Below are 17,235 nucleotides of genomic sequence, written 5' to 3' on the forward strand. Positions count from 1 at the left end.
GTCGGCCCCGTGGAAATTATCGTCCTCGTCGTAATGGTCGAGGAGATAGATCCCCCAGGCGAAGGTCACGAAGATCAGGAAGGCCAGGATCGAGACAGGCGTCTTCCACGACCGTTCGCAAAAGACGATCTTGTTGGTGGGTAGATCGCCCATGGTCTCGCCGACTTCAATCATGGCTGTGTTCCACGTTCATTCGGGTTCCTGTCGTCATTGCTCATCCTGCGAGAACAGCTAGAAGTCGTCGCCCTTGCCACCGCCGCCGTGGCGCGGAGCCAGCAAGGCGCCGAAGCGCTCCGTCACGGACTGCACCAGGGTCCGCCCCTTGACGGAAATCCTGTCGGCCACGGATTTGCGGTTCCGCAGAAGATCGGTGGAGGCGCCGATGGCGCCGCGCACGGCCGAATCCGCCACATTGAAGATCCCGGTGAACAGGTCTTCCACGGGAACCTCCTTGACCGGATTTTCGGCGGAGACGGCAAGGTCCGCCTCTGCCACCGTCTCGACCACCGGGGCCGGTTCCGCGGCATAGGCATAGGCCGTCGACGGGGAAAATGCCTGCGGCTGGGGAGACGGCTCGATCACGGCGGGGGCCTCGACGACCTCCAGATCCGAAGCAATCTCAGGCACAACATCGCTGGTCATCATTTCAACATCTCCCTCGGTCAAGGTCGCGGCATGGCCGTGAGCCGCTTCCGGCTCAGGCTCAGGCACGGATTCGGGTTCGTGTTCGGATTCGGGGGCCGGGATGGGAACCGGCTCGGGCTCGGGCTCGGGCTCGGGGACGACAATCGCCTCGGGCTCGGGCGTCAGCGCCGTCACGGGGATTGCCGCCTCGGCGGGATTGATCTCTTCATACTCCCGATCCGGCTGCCGCCGGAAGGGCGGCGACCAGTGGGAGACAAGTTCGGTGAACGGGGCCGCTTCCGTCGGCGCATTGGCGACCGCCTCCGCCAATGCGCTCGGCATGACCGGCTTGGGCACCGACGCCGTCGGGCTGGCCGCTTCGGGAGAGGACCAGGGCGAACCGCTCAGCAGCGACGCCCAGGCATCCCCCCCCACCGGCTTGATCACCGGGGCCAGAGGCGCGGGCGCGGGCACGGCGGGCTCCGGCGCGGAAGACGCCGAAATCTCGGGGTCGGCAGCCGGGACCGACGGGGCATCGGCCCCGGCCTTCACGCGCTTGTCGCCAGAGATCCCCTTGGCACGGGGGCGTCGGTTCATCGCCATCTAATGCTCCATCATCACAGAACAACCCGGCATCACAGAACAACCCGGAATTCGGCGCCTCTCACCACAGACCTTTGCCGGACGGCGGCATTCCCACTCCAGAACCGGCAACCAAGGTCATGTTGCGGATGGCTCCATCGCGCAACACTCCCAGACGAACGGAGCCGCCGCTCGGCATTTCGCCCATTATGCCGGCCACGTCATGGGGGAGGGCGACAGGACGGCCGTCGACCTTGAGCAGAACATCGCCGGGCCGCAATCCGGCACTTGCCGCCGCCGTATTGGGGGAAACGCCGGTGATCAGCACCCCCCGCCCGACCGGCAGGCCGGTCTGAACGCTCATCTGCGGGGACAGGGGCGCCAATACGGCGCCGTACAGGCTGTGCCCCACCATTCCCGCCCCAGTCCCGGTTCCACCGCGTGCGCCTTGGATATTGACCCCCAGCCCGCCGGGCGGCTGGGCGAATTGATATCCGCTCCCCCCCGGCTGACCAAAGGCGATCGGACCGGCGGTCGCGCCGATGATCTGGTGGCAACTGGCGCAATTCATGTTCTGGCGGCCATCGGCATGGGGATTGGCGGCATTGGCCTGGATGGGCGGCGCGGCGGGTGCCGGTGCGGCGATGGGCATCATCGGCTGCGGGGTGAAAGCAACCGGACCGGCGGTCGCGCCGATGATCTGGTGGCAACTGGCGCAATTCATGTTCTGGCGGCCATCGGCATGGGGATTGGCGGCATTGGCCTGGATGGGCGGCGCGGCGGGTGCCGGTGCGGCGATGGGCATCATGGACTGAGCGAAGGCGATGGGACCGGCCACGGCCCCAGTGATCTGATGGCAGTTGTCGCAGGCCATGGTCTGCCGACCATCGGTATGAGGCGAAGGCACACCCGCCGCAATGGCTGGACCAGCCGCTCCGACGCCAGCCAGCCCCGGAGCCTGAAGGGCGACGAATCCCATGGCGGGGCCCGCCGCCGCCATGGCCGGCAACCCGTTCACTTCATCTTCAACGAACAAGCGAACCTGATTGCTGGGTACGGCGAATCCGATCCCGGCAAAGGCGCCGCTGGGGGTGTAGATGGCGGTATTGATGCCGATCACCATTCCGTTGGAAATCACCAGCGGCCCGCCGGAATTGCCCTGATTGATGGCGGCGTCGGTCTGCAGCAGTTTGGAATGGGTGACGCCCTCGATCACCATGGACTTGCCCTTGGCGGAAATGATGCCGCGGCTGACGGACATGTCCAGACCGAAGGGCGTCCCGATGGCGATCACTTCATCGGCGACCCGCACCGCGCTGCTGTCGCCCAGGACCGCCGAGGTCAGCGGCGCCCTGGGGGCAATCTTCAGCAAGGCAAGATCCAGAGCCTCGTCCATCTTGACGATCTCGGCCGAATAGCGGGTCGCCCCCGCGTCGTCCGACACCGAGACGACGACCGAATTGGCGCCGCGCACCACGTGATAGTTGGTGACGATGAAACCGTCATCGCGAACGATCACCCCGGTGCCGATATTTTCCACCGAGGTGGTCGTCGGATTGGCGAAACGCGGCAAGACGTCGGGACTGGGGGGCATCTGGGCTTTCGCCGCCGCCGCGCGACCCGGCGACGACGCGGTCACGCTCACGACACTGTGGCGCAAAAGGGTGACGACGCGGGAAAACCCTCCACCGCTTCCCACCTGGCCAGGTCCGGCATCCATGACCGGCGGCAAAGTCGCCCCCGCAAGGGCCTTTGCGGGAAGGGGGGACGTCGGCGACGTGGTGCCGTGGCCCAATTGCTGGAACAGGGTTCCCAGGCGGCTGCCGCCCGACTGCTGGCGAAAGATGAAGGCGCCGAACAGCACGATCAAGGCCACCACGCCCATCAGCATGAGATACCGCTTCAAATCCTTGCTGCGAGGGGCATAGGGGCGCCCATCGGTCTTCACATCGCCATCAAGCATCGTCATCCAGTACCACTAACAGAGTCACAAGCGGTCCGCAGGGCGCCCCGGGACGGCCACGCTTTTTAGCACAATTACTCCAACCTGATATAGGCGAGAGCACACCAAGCGGATAAGAAAACAGAATAAATCGCCTCATCCGGCCGCTAAATCATGCGATTAAGACGCAGCCACATGAAAGAATGGCTGCCCCCCCCGGCAAGCCGGGCATGCCCGGAATCGGCGGGGCCAATGGGACGGCGGATGGCCGCCTCCCCCAAAACCTTGATGCTTTGGGCAAATCCTATGCTAATCTGAACGGATACGGATCCGTCGGATCATACCACCCTGCCATGGAAGATTTTATGTTCGACATCCCCCTGACCGGACTGAAATTAGCGGCACCGAAACTTCTCTCCGGGGCGCTCCTGGGACTGCCGATCACGATCGTGATCGGGCCGGGCCTGGGATTGGTCGTGGTCGGCGTGCTTGGCGCCGCCTGCGTCGGAGGATACATTTCCGCCGTGAACTCTCTGCCCCATGCCAAATCCGGCTTTTCCGTCGCTACTCCGCCAATCTGAAGCGCGAGACTTTCGCGCCAGGCGGAAGTCAGGAAAGATTGGCCACGCGCGGCAACCGCACGGCCGTTTTGTCGGAGCAGTGGAAAATGAGCGAGCTTGACAATAAGGAAGAAGCCCTAGCGATCATCAGGGGCATCATTAGCGCCACAACCGATATCGCCAAGATAGCGAGCGAATTGGCACAGGACGACGACAAGATCATGGTCGCGCCGCCGGTCCCCGCTTCCCCACCCATATCCGCCGCCCCGCCGCCCGCCGCCCCAGCCAAGACCACGATGGCGGAGCCCACCGAAAAAGCCGTCGCTCCCCCGAAGGCGGAGGTACGGGCAAGCTCTCAGGCCGAGGTTCTGAATCAACTGCTCAATCGCAAATCAGGCAAGGCATAGGCGCAAATCAGGCAAGGCATAGGCGCAAATCAGGCAAGGCATAGGCGCAAATCAAGCAAGGCATGGCCGGGCCGCATGGAAGCCGCCCCCGCCCAGCTCGCATCGCGTCACCGGAGACGACATGGCCCTGACACCGGCGGAGAAACAAAGACGCTATCGACAGCGGCATAAGGATCGCCCCACCCAGGCCCAGAAGATCGCCATGCTGGAAGCGCGCATCGCCGAGTTGGAAGCGCAATTGAGAAAGGCCACCGAGGCGGATGCGGGCCAGGACCACTCCGCCCAGACCATCGACGAAAGCGTGATCGCGGAATGGGAACGGGCGCTGGGCAGAGGCCGTCGTTGGTAGAAACCACGCAGCCCCCTCGCGGACCACGCGCCGGAACAGAGGGAATCCACCACAAGCGGACCTCCCATCAATGACCGACAAAAGAAAGCAAGAACTTGGTCATTATTAAAACAAAATTAACCGCTGTTGTAGCAGACCCAGCCCACTCATTTCATCACGCCGCCTGACTGAAGATAAGTTTTTGAAAAATCCATGGTCTGGTGTAAGATTTGAGTGTTTGAAAAAACAGATCGATTGCTTGTGATGGGAAACGTACACCACCTACAACATCTCGGCCAAGGGGCCGGCGACTGGAACGCCTGGCGCCAGCAGGAGCCCGATGTGCGGCCGGACCTGACCAACGCCAATCTGCGCGGGGCCAATCTCGCCGGAATGGATTTGTCCGGATCGCTGCTGTCGCTGGCCAATCTGCGCAAGGCCGTTCTGTCGGGTGCGAATCTCCGTGACTGCAACCTTCCCCGTGCCTGCCTGGAAGACGCGGATCTGTCCGGCGCCAAGCTTCAAGGCGCCAACCTCGCCGGTGCGACCTTGCTGCGCGCCAACTTCTCCGGCGCCAATATGCGCATGGCCAATCTGGCCGGCGCCAATCTGGCCGGCAAGATGGACTTGTCCGGGGTCGATCTGACCGGAGCCAATCTGGCCGGCGCCAAGCTGATGGGGGCCAATTTCTCCGGCGCGACCCTGGCCGGCGCCAATCTGGCGGGCGCCGACGCTCGCAATGCCAATTTCACCGGCGCCGATCTTACCGATGCCGTGACCGCCGGGGCACTCCTCGACGGCGCCAACATGTCTGGCGCGGTCATTCGCCGGACCGCCGGTCGTCCTCAGGCCACCGTAACGGATCTGGGTCTGGAACCCGAGCCCGAACAGTCTCCTCCGCCCCGCACCGTCTCCGAACGCCCGCAGCCCGTTTCGGTCGAGACCTTTGAGGCCGATGATTTTGACGCCACGCCCGATTCGGTCGTGCCGCCTTCGAACGAGATCGAATCGGTCTTCGAAGCCGAGCAGGTCTTCGAGACCGAACCGGGATGGGATAACGCGGACGAGCCGGAAATTGCCGAGCCAGAGCAAGAGCCGGAACTGTGCGACGCGCTGGTGGATGAGCCCGCGGATCTTGAGCCGGAACCCATGCCCGAGCCGGAACCTGCTGCCGTCGAGGAGATGGTAGGGGACGAGGATGTCGCCTTCGACGCCCCCCCAATGGCGACAGTCGCCGCCATGCCGCTTGCCGAGTCGCAGATTTCGGACCTTTTGGCCGATTCAGGGCAGGAGGAGGCTCCCTCGCATGTACCGGCCCCGGTTTACGCGGAGCCGCAGGACAGCCCGTTCTATACCTACGAATCCAAGGAATTAGCCATTCTCGCCCTGTATCTCGATCAGGTGAGCCGGAAAACCAGTGCCGAGAAGGCCATGCTGCTGGACCTGCTGGTCCAGTATAACCGCAACTTCCTCGGACAAGATGTCAGCGTCCCCATGACGACCAGCGGCAATGCCATTCTGGTCGGTTTCGGCGACCCCACCGACGCCCTGCGTTGCGGCGGACTGTACATCAGCATGCTGCGCGACATGCAAGTCGAGTCCTATGTGGCGGTCAATTGGAGCATGGCAACCGTCCGGGTCGATCCCGAAGGAAGCGAGAGCGACGAGCTGATCGCCAATTCCATTTCGCCGTCGGCGCGTCTGATGCCGGTGGGAGTTGTGGGCGAGGTTCTGGTTCTGGAAGAGCTGTATTCCAATCCCCTGACTCAGCGTGATCTCTTCACATTCGAGCGCGTCGCCCGGAAGTGGAAAGCCGCCAACGACACCCACGGCGAAGGCATCGACGTCATCTGCTACAGCGTTCGCAGCAAGCAGCCCCCGCGTCCCTGAGCCGAGTTCCCCGCCCCTATCCCCATCCCCCTATCCCATCCTTGGGACGGGGTCATGGGGGTCGCTGCGGTCGGCCGTCTATTTGCCCTTGCCACCGCCCATCAGACCGGCCTCAACCTTGTGCAGCAAGGCCCCCAAATCACGACCCACGGCGACGAAGATACCGCCGCCTTCGGCGTCATGGCCACCGTGAACGCCGGACACGCAGCCGGTGATCAGTTTGGCGACCCCAGCCGCGAAGGTCTCTACCGGGATTTCCTTCACCCGGCCCGCATTTTCTTCCTGATGCGCGTTCATCCATGCCTCCTGTCAGGCTGAAACCGTTATTTCCGCCAAATCCAGTCTTTCAATCGCGCGGACAGAGTGGGCGGCATCCGCAACCGGATCCGGGTTCCCGGCCCCATGGCACGCTGGACCACATAATGAACGAAAAGCACGCACAGCGCCCCCACGGCAACCACGATGAAAAGCTGCACGAACAAGATCGCAACCGTCAGACCAAGCGCCGCAACCAGAAGCAGACGCAGCCAACTGGCGGAGTTTACCTTCCGGCGAATCGTCTCGAAACCGAAAGCATGATTATGCGCCACCGCTTCCCTCACATTCACATCGCGATTCCCAGTGAAACCGTATGGATTGATGAATTGATCCCCATGCGGCAGGGGCTAGTCAAATGATTGTTGCATCCGGGGACGAATGCGACCCGTCACCAGCGATTGCGACTTATTTTTATTCCTCTCTGCCCGCCCGATCCGTGCTAGATTAAGGTCAGGCATGCAAGACAGTCCGGCACGCAGGAAAGGCTGTCGATGTTATGTTCCATGGTCAGGATCTGAAGGTATCGCGACTTTCGATTGGAGCTCGAATTTTAGCTGGATTCACCGACAATCCCGGTTGACTTTTGGACACGGTGGCGGACTAAGTGGACCTCGCATGAGGGCATCTGCCGTAGTTGGGCCGCCCGCCTTAGCAGGCAATGAGACAAGGCATGAATCAGACCAATCCGCTCCCCGAATGGACCGATGATTTATCCGTGAACGTCGACACCATCGACGAAGATCATCAGGCGTTCTTTCGCTTGGCGGCTCTGATGTACGAGGTGGCCTCCACGCCGAACAACGAGCAGTTCGCCCTCATCGAAACCGCCATCAATATCCTCGAGGAATATGTCGAGGGGCATTTCCTGCGCGAGCAAATGGCCATGGCCACGGCCGACTACGCCTATATGGCCGAGCATATCGCGGCGCACGACGCCTTTGCCGACCGGGTGAACCGCGTCATCCAGACTTACCGCGAGACCGGCGACATCGAACATATCCGCGCCCTGTCGGCCTTGGTCGCGGAATGGCTGAACAGCCACATCCGGGTCGTGGATGCCCAATACAAGGGGATATTGACCAACGCCAATGTGGATGATCGCCCCCTGGTCTACATGGCCGCAGGCCTGGACACCGAGTTTGCCTCATAGCTCAAGGCAAAAAAGGCTCTCGTCGCCGAATGCGCCTCTTCTCTTTGGGCTGGGCCTAAGCCATGTCGGCACCCGGAAGAGTGGCCGGGATGGGATTGCCGACCACAGCGAGTTCAGACAGAATGGGCCTGTCTGCGACAGCGCAGGGTACTGAGAGATGGCTGATCCTTCGATATTGTCCGTCGCGCTGGCGAACCTGCGGAAATCCCATGAATTCCTGCTGAAAATCCTGAACGCCTGCGGCAATGTCCCCGGAGCCCCCGGTGCCGCGTCCGATCAGGAAATGATGGCCGCCATCGCCCATTTGGCGCATTTGACCGAGTCCGTGATTCAGGACGGCGAATCTGCCCATGAAAGCGGCGGCGACTTCGTGGCCGCCGACATCTTCTCCGGAACAACTCCCGACACCCGGGCTTCCGTCACCGACGATAAAATGCTCCGCCTTCAGGTGATCTTGCAAATATGCCTGGAACAAAGCGAACGGAACTGGCTTCAGGCGAGGCGACTGAAAACTGAAAACGCCGCCCTGCGGCGTGGCATGAAGCAGATCGCCGCCGATGTGGTCGCGGCCCGCTCGGTGCTGCCGCCGATGACGGCAGCCGCCCCCCGACCGACTTTGGCTCCGGCTCCGGCCCCGGCCCCGGCTCCCATCACGGCGGCAAGACCATCGTCCGCGGCGATACCCACGACGGTGGCGCGACTGGCCGGGCAGCAGAAGCTTCGGCTGAAATAGGCTCTGGGCCCGAATCCCGCTGATCGCCCCGCCAAGGGGGCCGGATCAGGACTTCTTCGCCGCCCCGTCGCCACGCGAACGCAAAAGATCGGCAACCCCGTTCTGGCTTGCCACCCCATCCATCGCCTCGGCGGGAGGATGAATCCGGCTCACCCGGTGCTTGCTGCGCTTGTTGCGCGTCAGATCGGCCAATTCAAATTTTTCCGTTTCCATTTTCTGGAGCGTCCCGATCCCTTCCCAGGCGGAATCCAGCTTTCGCTTCATGGTTTCGTCGGCTTTGCGTCCGCCGAGGACCGCGACGATTTCCTCCACCGAGGCCAATCGTTCCTGCAGAAGGTCGCTGCCCCCCAAGGCGATTTCCTTGCCGTACAGATACCTCTCCATGTCGGCGATGATCGCGTCCAGCCTGCCGACCGACATCTGCCGCAAGATGTCGATGAACAAAGCCTTCATCGACTCGATCTTCTGCCGCAGCGGGTTGTCCTGTCCGCGATGGAGGGCTTTGTTCAAATCCACCAGAGCGACGAGGTTCACAAGCCTCTCCGCGGCCTCCATGATCTCGGCGCGCACGACCTTGCGCGTCCGCTCGTCATCGGTGGCGTGCAGGGCCTCCTTCAGATGCTCGATTCTGGCGGCGATTTCGCTCACGCCATTGAAGATGATGGAGGCCTGGGAATTGGGATCCTCCCCCGCATCGGCCGACGCACGCGGCCGATGCGGGGAGGCGCCCGGCACTCCGGAATGCCCGGCGGCGGCAGGCCTCCGAGGGGCCTGGGCGGGAAGGGGAGAGGAAGACGGCGATTGCGGTGCTCCGTCCTGGCGGTCGGCGGCACGACGGAGCGGTCCGTAGTAAGTATCCGATGTGGGATTGCGGCGGCAAGGCCCCCGAAAGGTCGGATTGGAGATGAAGTCGCGTTTTTCGTTCAAGGCGCGATTGACGTTTTTCAGCATGGTGCGCGTGCTGATGGGCAACGTCATGACGCAATTGGCCCCGGAATTCCGCATCATGGCCAGATTGCCGACATCCATATGACTGATGACGCAAATCATCGGCCCGGTCACGGCCCCTTCGGGGGTTTCCATTCGGATGCGTCGAATCATGTCGAGCGGTTCATCGATATCGGTACCGGCGCAAACGATCAGGTCATAGTTGGCGGAATCGGCGAATTTTATCGCTTCGGTCAGGATGGCCGACTTCAAAACGTCGGCAAATCCAATCTGATGCAAGGATGTCGCGATCAAGCTGCACAGAGAATCGTCCGAGGCCACGACCATGCAGGCCTTGCCTAAGAAGGAGGTATTCAATGACATTCCACGATCCTTGGCCCCACGCGTGCTCCGCATCTCCGGGAATAAAGAGCCAGCAGATGAAAGCGGGAAAACCCATTCCGTGCTAGTCTAGATCCGATGAATAGGTATTGAAGCATGGTTATGGCCGGGTTATCAAACTCCTTGCGAATCGGAGGGAGCTTGCGGCACCCTTAAACACTGGTCGAGGCTGACGCCAAGTCCGGTATTCGGCCAGGATTAGGAGACAAGAATGGGCACGGAAAAGGGGGTGCCTTTACCGGAAACGGACGCCGCGCGGGACGCCAAGATGGCGGAAATTCTCGACAAGATGCGTGTCCTGCTGACCGGGGAAAAGCCGCAGGCGGCACTGCGCGACCCCGAACCGCCGAAGCCCGCCCTCCCCCCAAAGCCCTGCGCCCCCGTCGCCGAGAGCGAGCGGGAGCTTATCCCCCATGCGGTCGCGGACCGCTTGATGGCCGGACAAAGCCCGGTCCAAGTCTATCGGGAATATCGCGGCATGACCCGCGAATCCCTGGCCCAGACGGCGGGCGTCAGTCTGGAAACGCTGGCCGCCCTGGAAGCCGGGTTTGACATGATCGTGCTGCGAAAGATCGCCGAGGCCCTGAGGATCGACGTCCGGCGGTTGCTTTAGAGCGTGATGCATTAAATATGCATCACGCTCTCGCTTCATTTGTTTGCCCCTCGCCGGGCGCGGCCCTCCGGCCGCTTGGCCGCGGCCTCAATGGCCGCTGATCGCGACGCGCGTCTGATTTGACGCACGTCGCTTTAGCCGAGCCGCTCTCCCCGACCTCCTCCGGACGAATCCTTGCGGCGCGGCGCCACCGCCGTCTTGGGGCGAGGCCGGATCATCAGGGCGAACCCGTCGCGCACCCGGGTCAGGACACGAACCGTCGCCCGTTCAGCCCCCGCCATCCGCTTGAAGATCTGATAGGCCCGCCGCCGTCCGCCGCCCGGCCCCACCTGGGCATAGGTCTTGAAACGCACGTTCCGGACCACGCGACGGCCGAAGCGGGTCCGGAGAAAGGCCAGCAACAGGCCGTTCTTGGCGAGCCAAGCGACGAGAATCACCATGGCATGCGCGAACACGCCCTTGATGAGCACACCGAACAGAAACAATAAAATACCGGCGATGATCGCTGTCAGCATAGCCGCATTCCAAACCCACGGGCCGCGCCAAGATCCCAGGGCGAAAGCGCCCGGTCTCCATATGCCGAGGCAAACCGGCGGCGATCATAGCCGAAGGGGGAAAACACGTCATCTTCTATGGTTCGGAAACAGGGCCGGGCGCGCGGAACGCGGCGCCGAGACCGGATCAGCGGCCCGCAGGCCCCGAACGCTCGGACGTCGGCAATTTCGACGAGCGGGCGGTTTCGAACTGAGGCAGCGGCATGATCCCCGCCTCGATTTCCTTCACCTGCGCCACGATGCCTTGGGCCTTGTCGACCGCGTCCTTGACCTCGCCGTCGAGCATATCGAGGCCGCCGCGGAGATTGATCAGGAATTGGGCATAGCTCATGCGGGCCTGCATGGCGAGGCCCATATTGAAAGACAGTCCGGCACGCCCGGACAAGAGATCCTCGCCGGACTTGATCAGCCGGGAAAGCTGGGCGCGTAAGAGCGATTCCGCACTGGCATCCACAGATTTACGGATGATGCGCAGACGTTCGACATCCGCCGCCGAGCAGCCGTGCTGTTCGATGCGCATCTGCACCAGCGCCATGAGGTTGATCAAGCGCTCTTCGGCATCGGCCACCGCCGTGTTCAGAGTTGCCTGCCCCACGCTATCGGTGGTGGTCACCAATCGCGCCAAAAGCTGCTCGATCAGGCGGGTGGTGACGAAGGCCTTGTCGATCACCGCGCGGGTCTGGCGATCGCCCCCTTCCTCGACCTCGACCTCATTCGCCCGGGGACGTGCCGCCGAGGAGGCGGCGTTCTGCTGCACGACGGCCGCCTGCCCGGGCGTGGGCACGGGCGGCGGGGAACGCTCTCCCTGCTGGTCCTGCCGGATCGCCCGCCGTTCCGATTTCTCCACCGCCTGGTTCAACTGCTCGGCAATGCGGTCCTCGGCTCGGCGGAACGGTCCCTGATAGCCCTTGGACGACCGGCGACGACGGCAGCGGCCGCGATAGGTGGCGGTGGAAATGAAAGGCCGCTTGCCGTCCATGGCGGACAACAGCTTCGCCTGCACCGCCATCAGCGAGGTCGGCATGGCGATGACCTCGCAGATGCCGGCCTCGCGGGTTTCCAGCAATAGCTCCGGCGTCCAATCCCGGCCCAGGCTGATGATGGGAAGCGTCTTGGCGGGCGCGGGCATTTCCCAACGGACAAAGCGGGCGATGGCGACGCTCCCGCCGCCCGGGATATCGTTTTGGGAGATGATCAGGTCGACGGAAGGATTAGCGCGAACGGCATGCATCACCCCCCCGACATCGGAGAGGTACTCGACATCATGCAGCTTCACCCCAAGCAACAACTCACGCAGCACCCTGCGCAGGCCGCCATCTGCGATAGCAACAAGACCCTTACAGGCAGAAAATGACTTCATCCCGAGGATCTACCTCTTTCGAACCCCACCGATCAGGCATATATCGAAGCATTGCTAAGGCCAATGCACAACCCTCGAATTATGAGATTTGCTGTCTATTGTTACGCCGCGGTTGGGCGTCCACCCGGGCTATTCCACCTTCCGAACATGAATTCCTCGCCGCCCCATGGACTCGGCACATCATACGGCATAAGCTTACCGCCAAGCAGCACCCTACTTTCGGCGCACCGAATTGTCCGATGTGTCCTCCGCCTCTCTATTAAATATGATCCAGACGTCTTATGAGCTAATGCATGCTGACTCTTCCATCTTTCAAGAATATTGCATGCCTTCTGATTTCATCGGACAAGAAAAAGCGTCGCCTGCTCGCCGACGTTCTTAACCAAATTGGGATCGGTACAACTCACGAGACGGATACGTTTGAACACGCGACATTGCAGCTTCGCTACACCACCATTGATCTCGTCATTTGGGCCGAGGTCGGCGACGGCCATATCGACCTGCTGAAGCATATCCGGCGCGAATTGCCTCCCAGAGCCCGGACGGTTCCGGTCCTGTGCGTCACGGAAGGATGGGATAACGAACGCCTGACCCGCGCCAGGGATGCAGGCGCCTCTGCCTTCGCCACCCTTCCCCTCACCCTGCGAGGGATGCTGAAAGCCGTCTCGGCGCTGCTCGGCGACTCGCGCGAATTCATCGATTGCGGCGGCTATGCCGGCCCCGACCGCAGGCGGAATGATCTTCCCAACTACCAAGGACCGCGCCGCCGCGCCACCGATGGAGCGGCCCCCCGCCCAGCGGCGGAAACCGCGTCGGCGAAATCGCCCGCCGCCCCCCGGCCCGAAAGTGCCCCCGCGGCGCAGAGCGGCGCGACCGCCGAGTCGACAGTCCAGTCGCCGTCGAAAGCCGTCGCCGGGATCGGCAAAGCCGCAACACCCGGCGGCACCCAAAGCACCGATATCCAGCACCTGCCGCCGTCCAACCGCCGAGCCCAAGTCGTCCATGAAGCGCTGCGCATCTCCCAAGAGCTTCAAGCCCTGCTCCAAGACCCCACGGCGGCAAACGCCAAGGCGAAGATCAGCGACCATTTTAATCGCCTGATGAACCTCATGGGACTCGTCCACGGCTATTGCCAGGACGAAGGCGAATCGGGATCCTTCTTCAAGAAGAAATATGCCGAAATCCTGGGGACCGTCAGTAAGTTCTCGTTCGAAATCCTGGCCTCCGGCCTGGAACGGACCGTCCAGGAATCGTCTCGGATCGTCGATGGAACCAGTCCCGCCGCGTTAGGATCGTCGTCGAAGATTTTCTACAAGATGTCCGAATTTGAGACCTTGATCACAATGCTCGGCGGCTACCCCTCGCTCTCCACCAGCCTGCTGGAGATGTTCAAGACCGGATGGCAGAACGTGCTGTCTCTGTCGGCCCTCGACAATGCCCTCAGCGAGTTGGAGAAGGATGACACCTCGCCGCTGAAACTGGTGGCCGCTAGGCGGTTGAACGATGCCGATGTGATCTTGCAAGAGCGCCGCGCCGCCGATTCCCAAGAAGCCGCCTTCCAGCGCCTCAGCCAATCGCCGACGGCATAGCGACCCACCCCTTCAGGCTCATATGAAATCTCGGTGATCGGTTCTGATCGCCAAGATTTGCTATCACGGCCCGGCGGGACGGGGCGCGGGGGCCTCGACCAGATGGGCGAACTCATCCACCGCCGCCGCAGCATCCATGACGACCGTCCTGGCCGGATCCCCGGATTGAGGAATGAAACGGATACGGATATGACAGGCATGCGGTTCTTCCCGGGCAATCCGGCTTTCCAGCTCCCGGGTCAGGGCGTGGCATTCCTCGACCGTGACCTGGCTTGAAATTGACAATTGCAGATCGACTTCCCAGGTTTCCCCCATGCGGCGACCGCGCAGATCCACGACGCTGACGCCGGGATGGTGGGCGGCCAGCAATTGCCGGATACCGTCGATGCGATGGGACGGAACGCTGCCGTCCATCAATCCGTGGATGCTGTCCCAGGCGATCACCGCGCCGATGCGCAGAACCAGGACCGACACCAAGATGGCCGCCAGATGATCCGCCGCCACCCATCCCAGGATGGACAAAACGATACCCGCCAGCACGGCCAGCGAAGAATAGGCGTCGCCCCGATTGTCGGCGGCGGCGGCCATGATGGCAGGACTGTTGGTGTGCTCGGCCACACAGCGCAGATAGCGATGCATAAGTTCGGCGGTCCCCGCGGAGATCAAGGCCCCGAAAACGGCCCAGACCTCGGGAACCTGCACATGGCCGGAGCCGAGATGGCTGATGTTGTACCACAACATGGTTGCGGCCCCGATCATCAGGCTGATGCCGATGAAATTGGCCGACAGGAATTGCACCTTGCCATAGCCATAGGGAAAGGCGGAATTGGCCGGGCGGCTGGACAGCTTGACGCTGGCCAGATTGATGCCCTTGGTCAGGAAATCGCCGAAGGAATGCAGGGAATGGGCCTGAAGCGCCATGCTGCCGCTCAACACCCCCAAAGCGGTCTTGAAGACGGCGAGAGCCAGGGCGGTGAACATGTCCAGCCAGGCCGCTCGGTCACGACAATCCTGGCATTTGCTTGGTTTCATCTGTCTTCCCAGCATCGGCGACGCCAATGCGCGCCGTGGCTTATTCTATAGCAGTTGCCTGCCGTCCCTGGCAACCGCACCACCTTGCAAGGTCGCGATTATTTGGGCACCAGCATGGGCAGCGCGCCTGGCAGGATGTCGAAGCGGAAGGGGGCTTCCATCTTTTCCACCTCGCCGTCGATGGAGACCAACGGCTTGCGCTGTCGGGTCCGGATTTCCAACCAGGGCGAGGATCCCCGAACGAGGGCCTCGTTGCTGGCCCAGCGCCCCATGGCCAACTGCAGCCCCAGATCCATGAGGCTGATCGGCCCTGCCCCCTGCCCGATGTAAACGCCCAAGACGCCACCATCCATGCGCTCGCGCTCCAGCAGGAACGGATCGGAATCCCGGCACATATTGTTGGACACCATCATAAAGGAGGTGGTGATCCTTGCCCGGCCTTCCGGACCGGCTATTTCCGCCTCGATCACGCGATGACCCCTGGCCAGGCCGGTCAGCCCGGCCAGGGCTCCATCCAGAAAGCTCCCGCCTTTGCGGCGGGCATCATCGCGAGAACGGATGAATTCGGGAAATGCGCCGAGACAGGCGCGGATCAGGAAGAAACGGTCATTGACCCGCCCCAGGTCGATGGGGGTTGGAACCGCATCGGCCAAGGCTGCCGCCGCCCGGTCAAGGTCGAACGGCACGCCGAACTGGCGGGCCACGTAGTTCATGGTTCCCAGCGGCAGGACGCCCAGGGACTTGCCGCTTCCCACCACATGCTTGAGCGAGCGGGACAAGGATCCGTCGCCGCCGCCGATGATGACCACCTGGACGGCGGGATCGCGGCAGGCCTTGCGAATGGCCCGCCCCATGTCCTTTCCTTCGGCGAGCGCGACATGGGCCTGATGCCCCAGCGAGGTCCAGATGGCCGACAGCCGGGCGGCGACGGCCGGGGGCGATAGACGGGCGACGGTTCCCGCCCGTTCATTGATGATGGCCGCGATGCGCATTGCTCCGCCCCGTCCCGTCCAGTCCCGCCCCAGGTCAGCGGGATATGGCGCCCGCGATCACAATTGCCATCTCATGCCGCTTTTCTTGTCCACCGGCACCTTGACAACGATGTCGTGGCATTTGATGCATCGACCGGCCGGCGGATGCGGCTGGCGGGAGGTCGGCAGAATGGGCGGTCCCAGCTTACGGACCCGCGACAGGTTTTCCAGCACGGCGCCATAGGGCGTCTTGAACTGTGACCCGGCGGCCGGGCCACCCACCATCAGGTGGCACTGGATGCAATCGCCCACATAGGGGTGCGGCATGCCGGTCCCCGGCTTCACCGGAGGGATATGGCGGATGGTCATCAGCTTGTAGCGGAGCGGCGGTTCCAGCAACCGTTCCAGCGGCGACAGCAGCGACGGCTCCATGGGCAGCGGCAGACGTCCCAGCAGCATCCCTTCCGCCCGTCGGGGCGAGGTGGCGGGCGTGATGCCGGACGGAGTGGACAACTGGTCCCAATAGAGTCCCAGCCCGATCGCCGCCAACAAGGCGATCATCCCCAAGCTTACCCAGCGACGGCCGCGCCTCGGCGCCTCCATGCTCACCTTCCCCGTCTCCTCGGGCTCACTGCACCACCATCCACAGTGCCAATCCCTCGTCATCGCGCAACTTGCAGGTCCGCCCGCCGACCAGGATCGACTTGGCGTAAAGCTCGGCGTTGGGCCGCCCCGGATCGAAGATGAATCCGACGCCGCTGACCCGCGCTCCGTCGAAGGTCGGGCAGCCGATCTGGGTGAGATAGGCCTGTGGCGCCACCGATATTTCCTGCAGGGCGCCGGTGCCGTTGTCGATCCAGATATGGACCTGCCCCCAGCCGACATCATTACCGATGCTGGCCACCTGGGTGACACGGCCGCTGAACTGCAAGGGCGTCGCCGGGGTAAAAGGCGACAGACCCGGCAGAGCGGCGGGAAGCGAAAGGGCCTGGCTTTGAGCCGTGACGCCGCCGCCGATCTTGCCGCCGCCGGTGAAGCGGTCGGGAAGCATGGCGTTGACCACCAGTCCAAGAATCAGGACGGCCCCGAGTCCGAGCACCAGTTGGGGCGAGACGACGCCTCCCACCAACTGCCGAATACGGCTCAAAACATGCTCTGGCCGGAAGTCCATGACGCCCCTCTCTTGCTCAGGCCCTTGCCGCGACGGCGGGCGCCGGGCTGACGAACAGGCGGATGTCGCGGGCGTGGGGGAT

General features: G+C 62.9%; 19 protein-coding genes. 9 read left to right on the forward strand and 10 right to left on the reverse strand.

Annotated elements, in window-relative coordinates; translation table 11 throughout:
• Nucleotides 1–231: 231 nt before the first annotated feature.
• The gene (locus tag CU669_RS20220; protein ID WP_239988815.1) at nucleotides 232–1,227 is read right to left on the reverse strand and encodes a FraH protein; all 996 of its coding nucleotides are present in this window, start codon (nucleotides 1,225–1,227) and stop codon (nucleotides 232–234) included.
• 61 nt (nucleotides 1,228–1,288) lie between these two features.
• Nucleotides 1,289–3,175 carry a magnetosome formation protease MamE gene (gene mamE, locus CU669_RS20225; RefSeq protein ID WP_112147400.1) on the reverse strand — a complete coding sequence of 629 codons (1,887 nt, stop codon included), beginning with the start codon at nucleotides 3,173–3,175 and terminating at the stop codon, nucleotides 1,289–1,291.
• Nucleotides 3,176–3,378: 203 nt separating this feature from the next.
• Here mamE and CU669_RS20230 point away from each other — a divergent pair, with 203 nt between their 5' ends.
• The 4 genes from CU669_RS20230 (at nucleotide 3,379) to CU669_RS20245 (ending at nucleotide 6,333) form a co-directional block, all read left to right on the forward strand.
• Nucleotides 3,379–3,729, forward strand: a complete 351-nt coding sequence (locus CU669_RS20230) for a hypothetical protein (protein ID WP_161539749.1) — start codon at nucleotides 3,379–3,381, stop codon at nucleotides 3,727–3,729.
• 86 nt (nucleotides 3,730–3,815) lie between these two features.
• On the forward strand, nucleotides 3,816–4,115 hold the full coding sequence (locus CU669_RS20235) for a hypothetical protein (RefSeq protein WP_112147415.1): 300 nt from the start codon (nucleotides 3,816–3,818) through the stop codon (nucleotides 4,113–4,115).
• A 121-nt stretch (nucleotides 4,116–4,236) separates the two neighbouring features.
• Nucleotides 4,237–4,464: a hypothetical protein gene (locus CU669_RS20240; RefSeq protein ID WP_112147402.1), complete on the forward strand. Its 228-nt coding sequence runs from the start codon at nucleotides 4,237–4,239 to the stop codon at nucleotides 4,462–4,464.
• A 243-nt stretch (nucleotides 4,465–4,707) separates the two neighbouring features.
• A complete protein-coding gene (locus tag CU669_RS20245; protein WP_112147403.1) occupies nucleotides 4,708–6,333 on the forward strand; it encodes a pentapeptide repeat-containing protein in 1,626 nt (541 codons plus the stop codon).
• Between the two features lie 78 nt (nucleotides 6,334–6,411).
• Here CU669_RS20245 and CU669_RS21510 read toward each other — a convergent pair whose 3' ends face one another.
• On the reverse strand, nucleotides 6,412–6,630 hold the full coding sequence (locus tag CU669_RS21510) for a hypothetical protein (RefSeq protein WP_161539750.1): 219 nt from the start codon (nucleotides 6,628–6,630) through the stop codon (nucleotides 6,412–6,414).
• Between the two features lie 125 nt (nucleotides 6,631–6,755).
• Between CU669_RS21510 and CU669_RS21250 the strand changes: the two genes are divergently transcribed.
• The 3 genes from CU669_RS21250 to CU669_RS20265 all read left to right on the forward strand — a co-directional run bounded on the left by CU669_RS21250 (nucleotide 6,756) and on the right by CU669_RS20265 (nucleotide 8,534).
• Nucleotides 6,756–7,010: a hypothetical protein gene (locus tag CU669_RS21250; protein WP_146747824.1), complete on the forward strand. Its 255-nt coding sequence runs from the start codon at nucleotides 6,756–6,758 to the stop codon at nucleotides 7,008–7,010.
• 311 nt (nucleotides 7,011–7,321) lie between these two features.
• A complete protein-coding gene (locus CU669_RS20260; protein ID WP_112147406.1) occupies nucleotides 7,322–7,801 on the forward strand; it encodes a bacteriohemerythrin in 480 nt (159 codons plus the stop codon).
• Nucleotides 7,802–7,958: 157 nt separating this feature from the next.
• On the forward strand, nucleotides 7,959–8,534 hold the full coding sequence (locus tag CU669_RS20265) for a hypothetical protein (protein WP_112147407.1): 576 nt from the start codon (nucleotides 7,959–7,961) through the stop codon (nucleotides 8,532–8,534).
• A gap of 45 nt (nucleotides 8,535–8,579) precedes the next feature.
• Here CU669_RS20265 and CU669_RS20270 read toward each other — a convergent pair whose 3' ends face one another.
• A complete protein-coding gene (locus CU669_RS20270; protein WP_112147408.1) occupies nucleotides 8,580–9,845 on the reverse strand; it encodes a DNA-binding transcriptional response regulator in 1,266 nt (421 codons plus the stop codon).
• A 229-nt stretch (nucleotides 9,846–10,074) separates the two neighbouring features.
• Between CU669_RS20270 and CU669_RS20275 the strand changes: the two genes are divergently transcribed.
• Nucleotides 10,075–10,476, forward strand: a complete 402-nt coding sequence (locus tag CU669_RS20275) for a helix-turn-helix transcriptional regulator (protein ID WP_112147409.1) — start codon at nucleotides 10,075–10,077, stop codon at nucleotides 10,474–10,476.
• Between the two features lie 134 nt (nucleotides 10,477–10,610).
• Here CU669_RS20275 and mamW read toward each other — a convergent pair whose 3' ends face one another.
• Together mamW and CU669_RS20285 are read right to left on the reverse strand one after the other, a co-directional pair.
• Nucleotides 10,611–10,991, reverse strand: a complete 381-nt coding sequence (gene mamW, locus CU669_RS20280) for a magnetosome protein MamW (RefSeq protein ID WP_112147410.1) — start codon at nucleotides 10,989–10,991, stop codon at nucleotides 10,611–10,613.
• A 166-nt stretch (nucleotides 10,992–11,157) separates the two neighbouring features.
• On the reverse strand, nucleotides 11,158–12,261 hold the full coding sequence (locus tag CU669_RS20285) for a chemotaxis protein CheY (RefSeq protein WP_239988816.1): 1,104 nt from the start codon (nucleotides 12,259–12,261) through the stop codon (nucleotides 11,158–11,160).
• A 563-nt stretch (nucleotides 12,262–12,824) separates the two neighbouring features.
• Between CU669_RS20285 and CU669_RS20290 the strand changes: the two genes are divergently transcribed.
• Nucleotides 12,825–13,979 (forward strand): hypothetical protein, encoded by a 1,155-nt coding sequence (locus CU669_RS20290; protein WP_239988817.1) that lies wholly within the window; start codon nucleotides 12,825–12,827, stop codon nucleotides 13,977–13,979.
• 63 nt (nucleotides 13,980–14,042) lie between these two features.
• Here CU669_RS20290 and mamV read toward each other — a convergent pair whose 3' ends face one another.
• From mamV to mamS, 4 genes are all read right to left on the reverse strand, one after another.
• A complete protein-coding gene (mamV, locus tag CU669_RS20295) occupies nucleotides 14,043–15,011 on the reverse strand; it encodes a CDF transporter MamV (RefSeq protein ID WP_239988818.1) in 969 nt (322 codons plus the stop codon).
• Nucleotides 15,012–15,109: 98 nt separating this feature from the next.
• Nucleotides 15,110–16,003, reverse strand: a complete 894-nt coding sequence (gene mamU, locus CU669_RS20300; RefSeq protein WP_112147412.1) for a lipid kinase MamU — start codon at nucleotides 16,001–16,003, stop codon at nucleotides 15,110–15,112.
• Between the two features lie 57 nt (nucleotides 16,004–16,060).
• Entirely contained in the window at nucleotides 16,061–16,585 is a 525-nt protein-coding gene (gene mamT / locus CU669_RS20305; protein ID WP_239988819.1) for a magnetosome protein MamT, read from the reverse strand.
• 25 nt (nucleotides 16,586–16,610) lie between these two features.
• Nucleotides 16,611–17,153, reverse strand: coding sequence for a magnetosome protein MamS (mamS, locus tag CU669_RS20310; protein WP_112147414.1), 543 nt, complete (start codon nucleotides 17,151–17,153; stop codon nucleotides 16,611–16,613).
• Between the last annotated feature and the right edge of the window lie 82 nt (nucleotides 17,154–17,235).

This window comes from Paramagnetospirillum kuznetsovii (assembly GCF_003284725.1).
GTDB classification, from domain to species: domain Bacteria; phylum Pseudomonadota; class Alphaproteobacteria; order Rhodospirillales; family Magnetospirillaceae; genus Phaeospirillum; species Phaeospirillum kuznetsovii.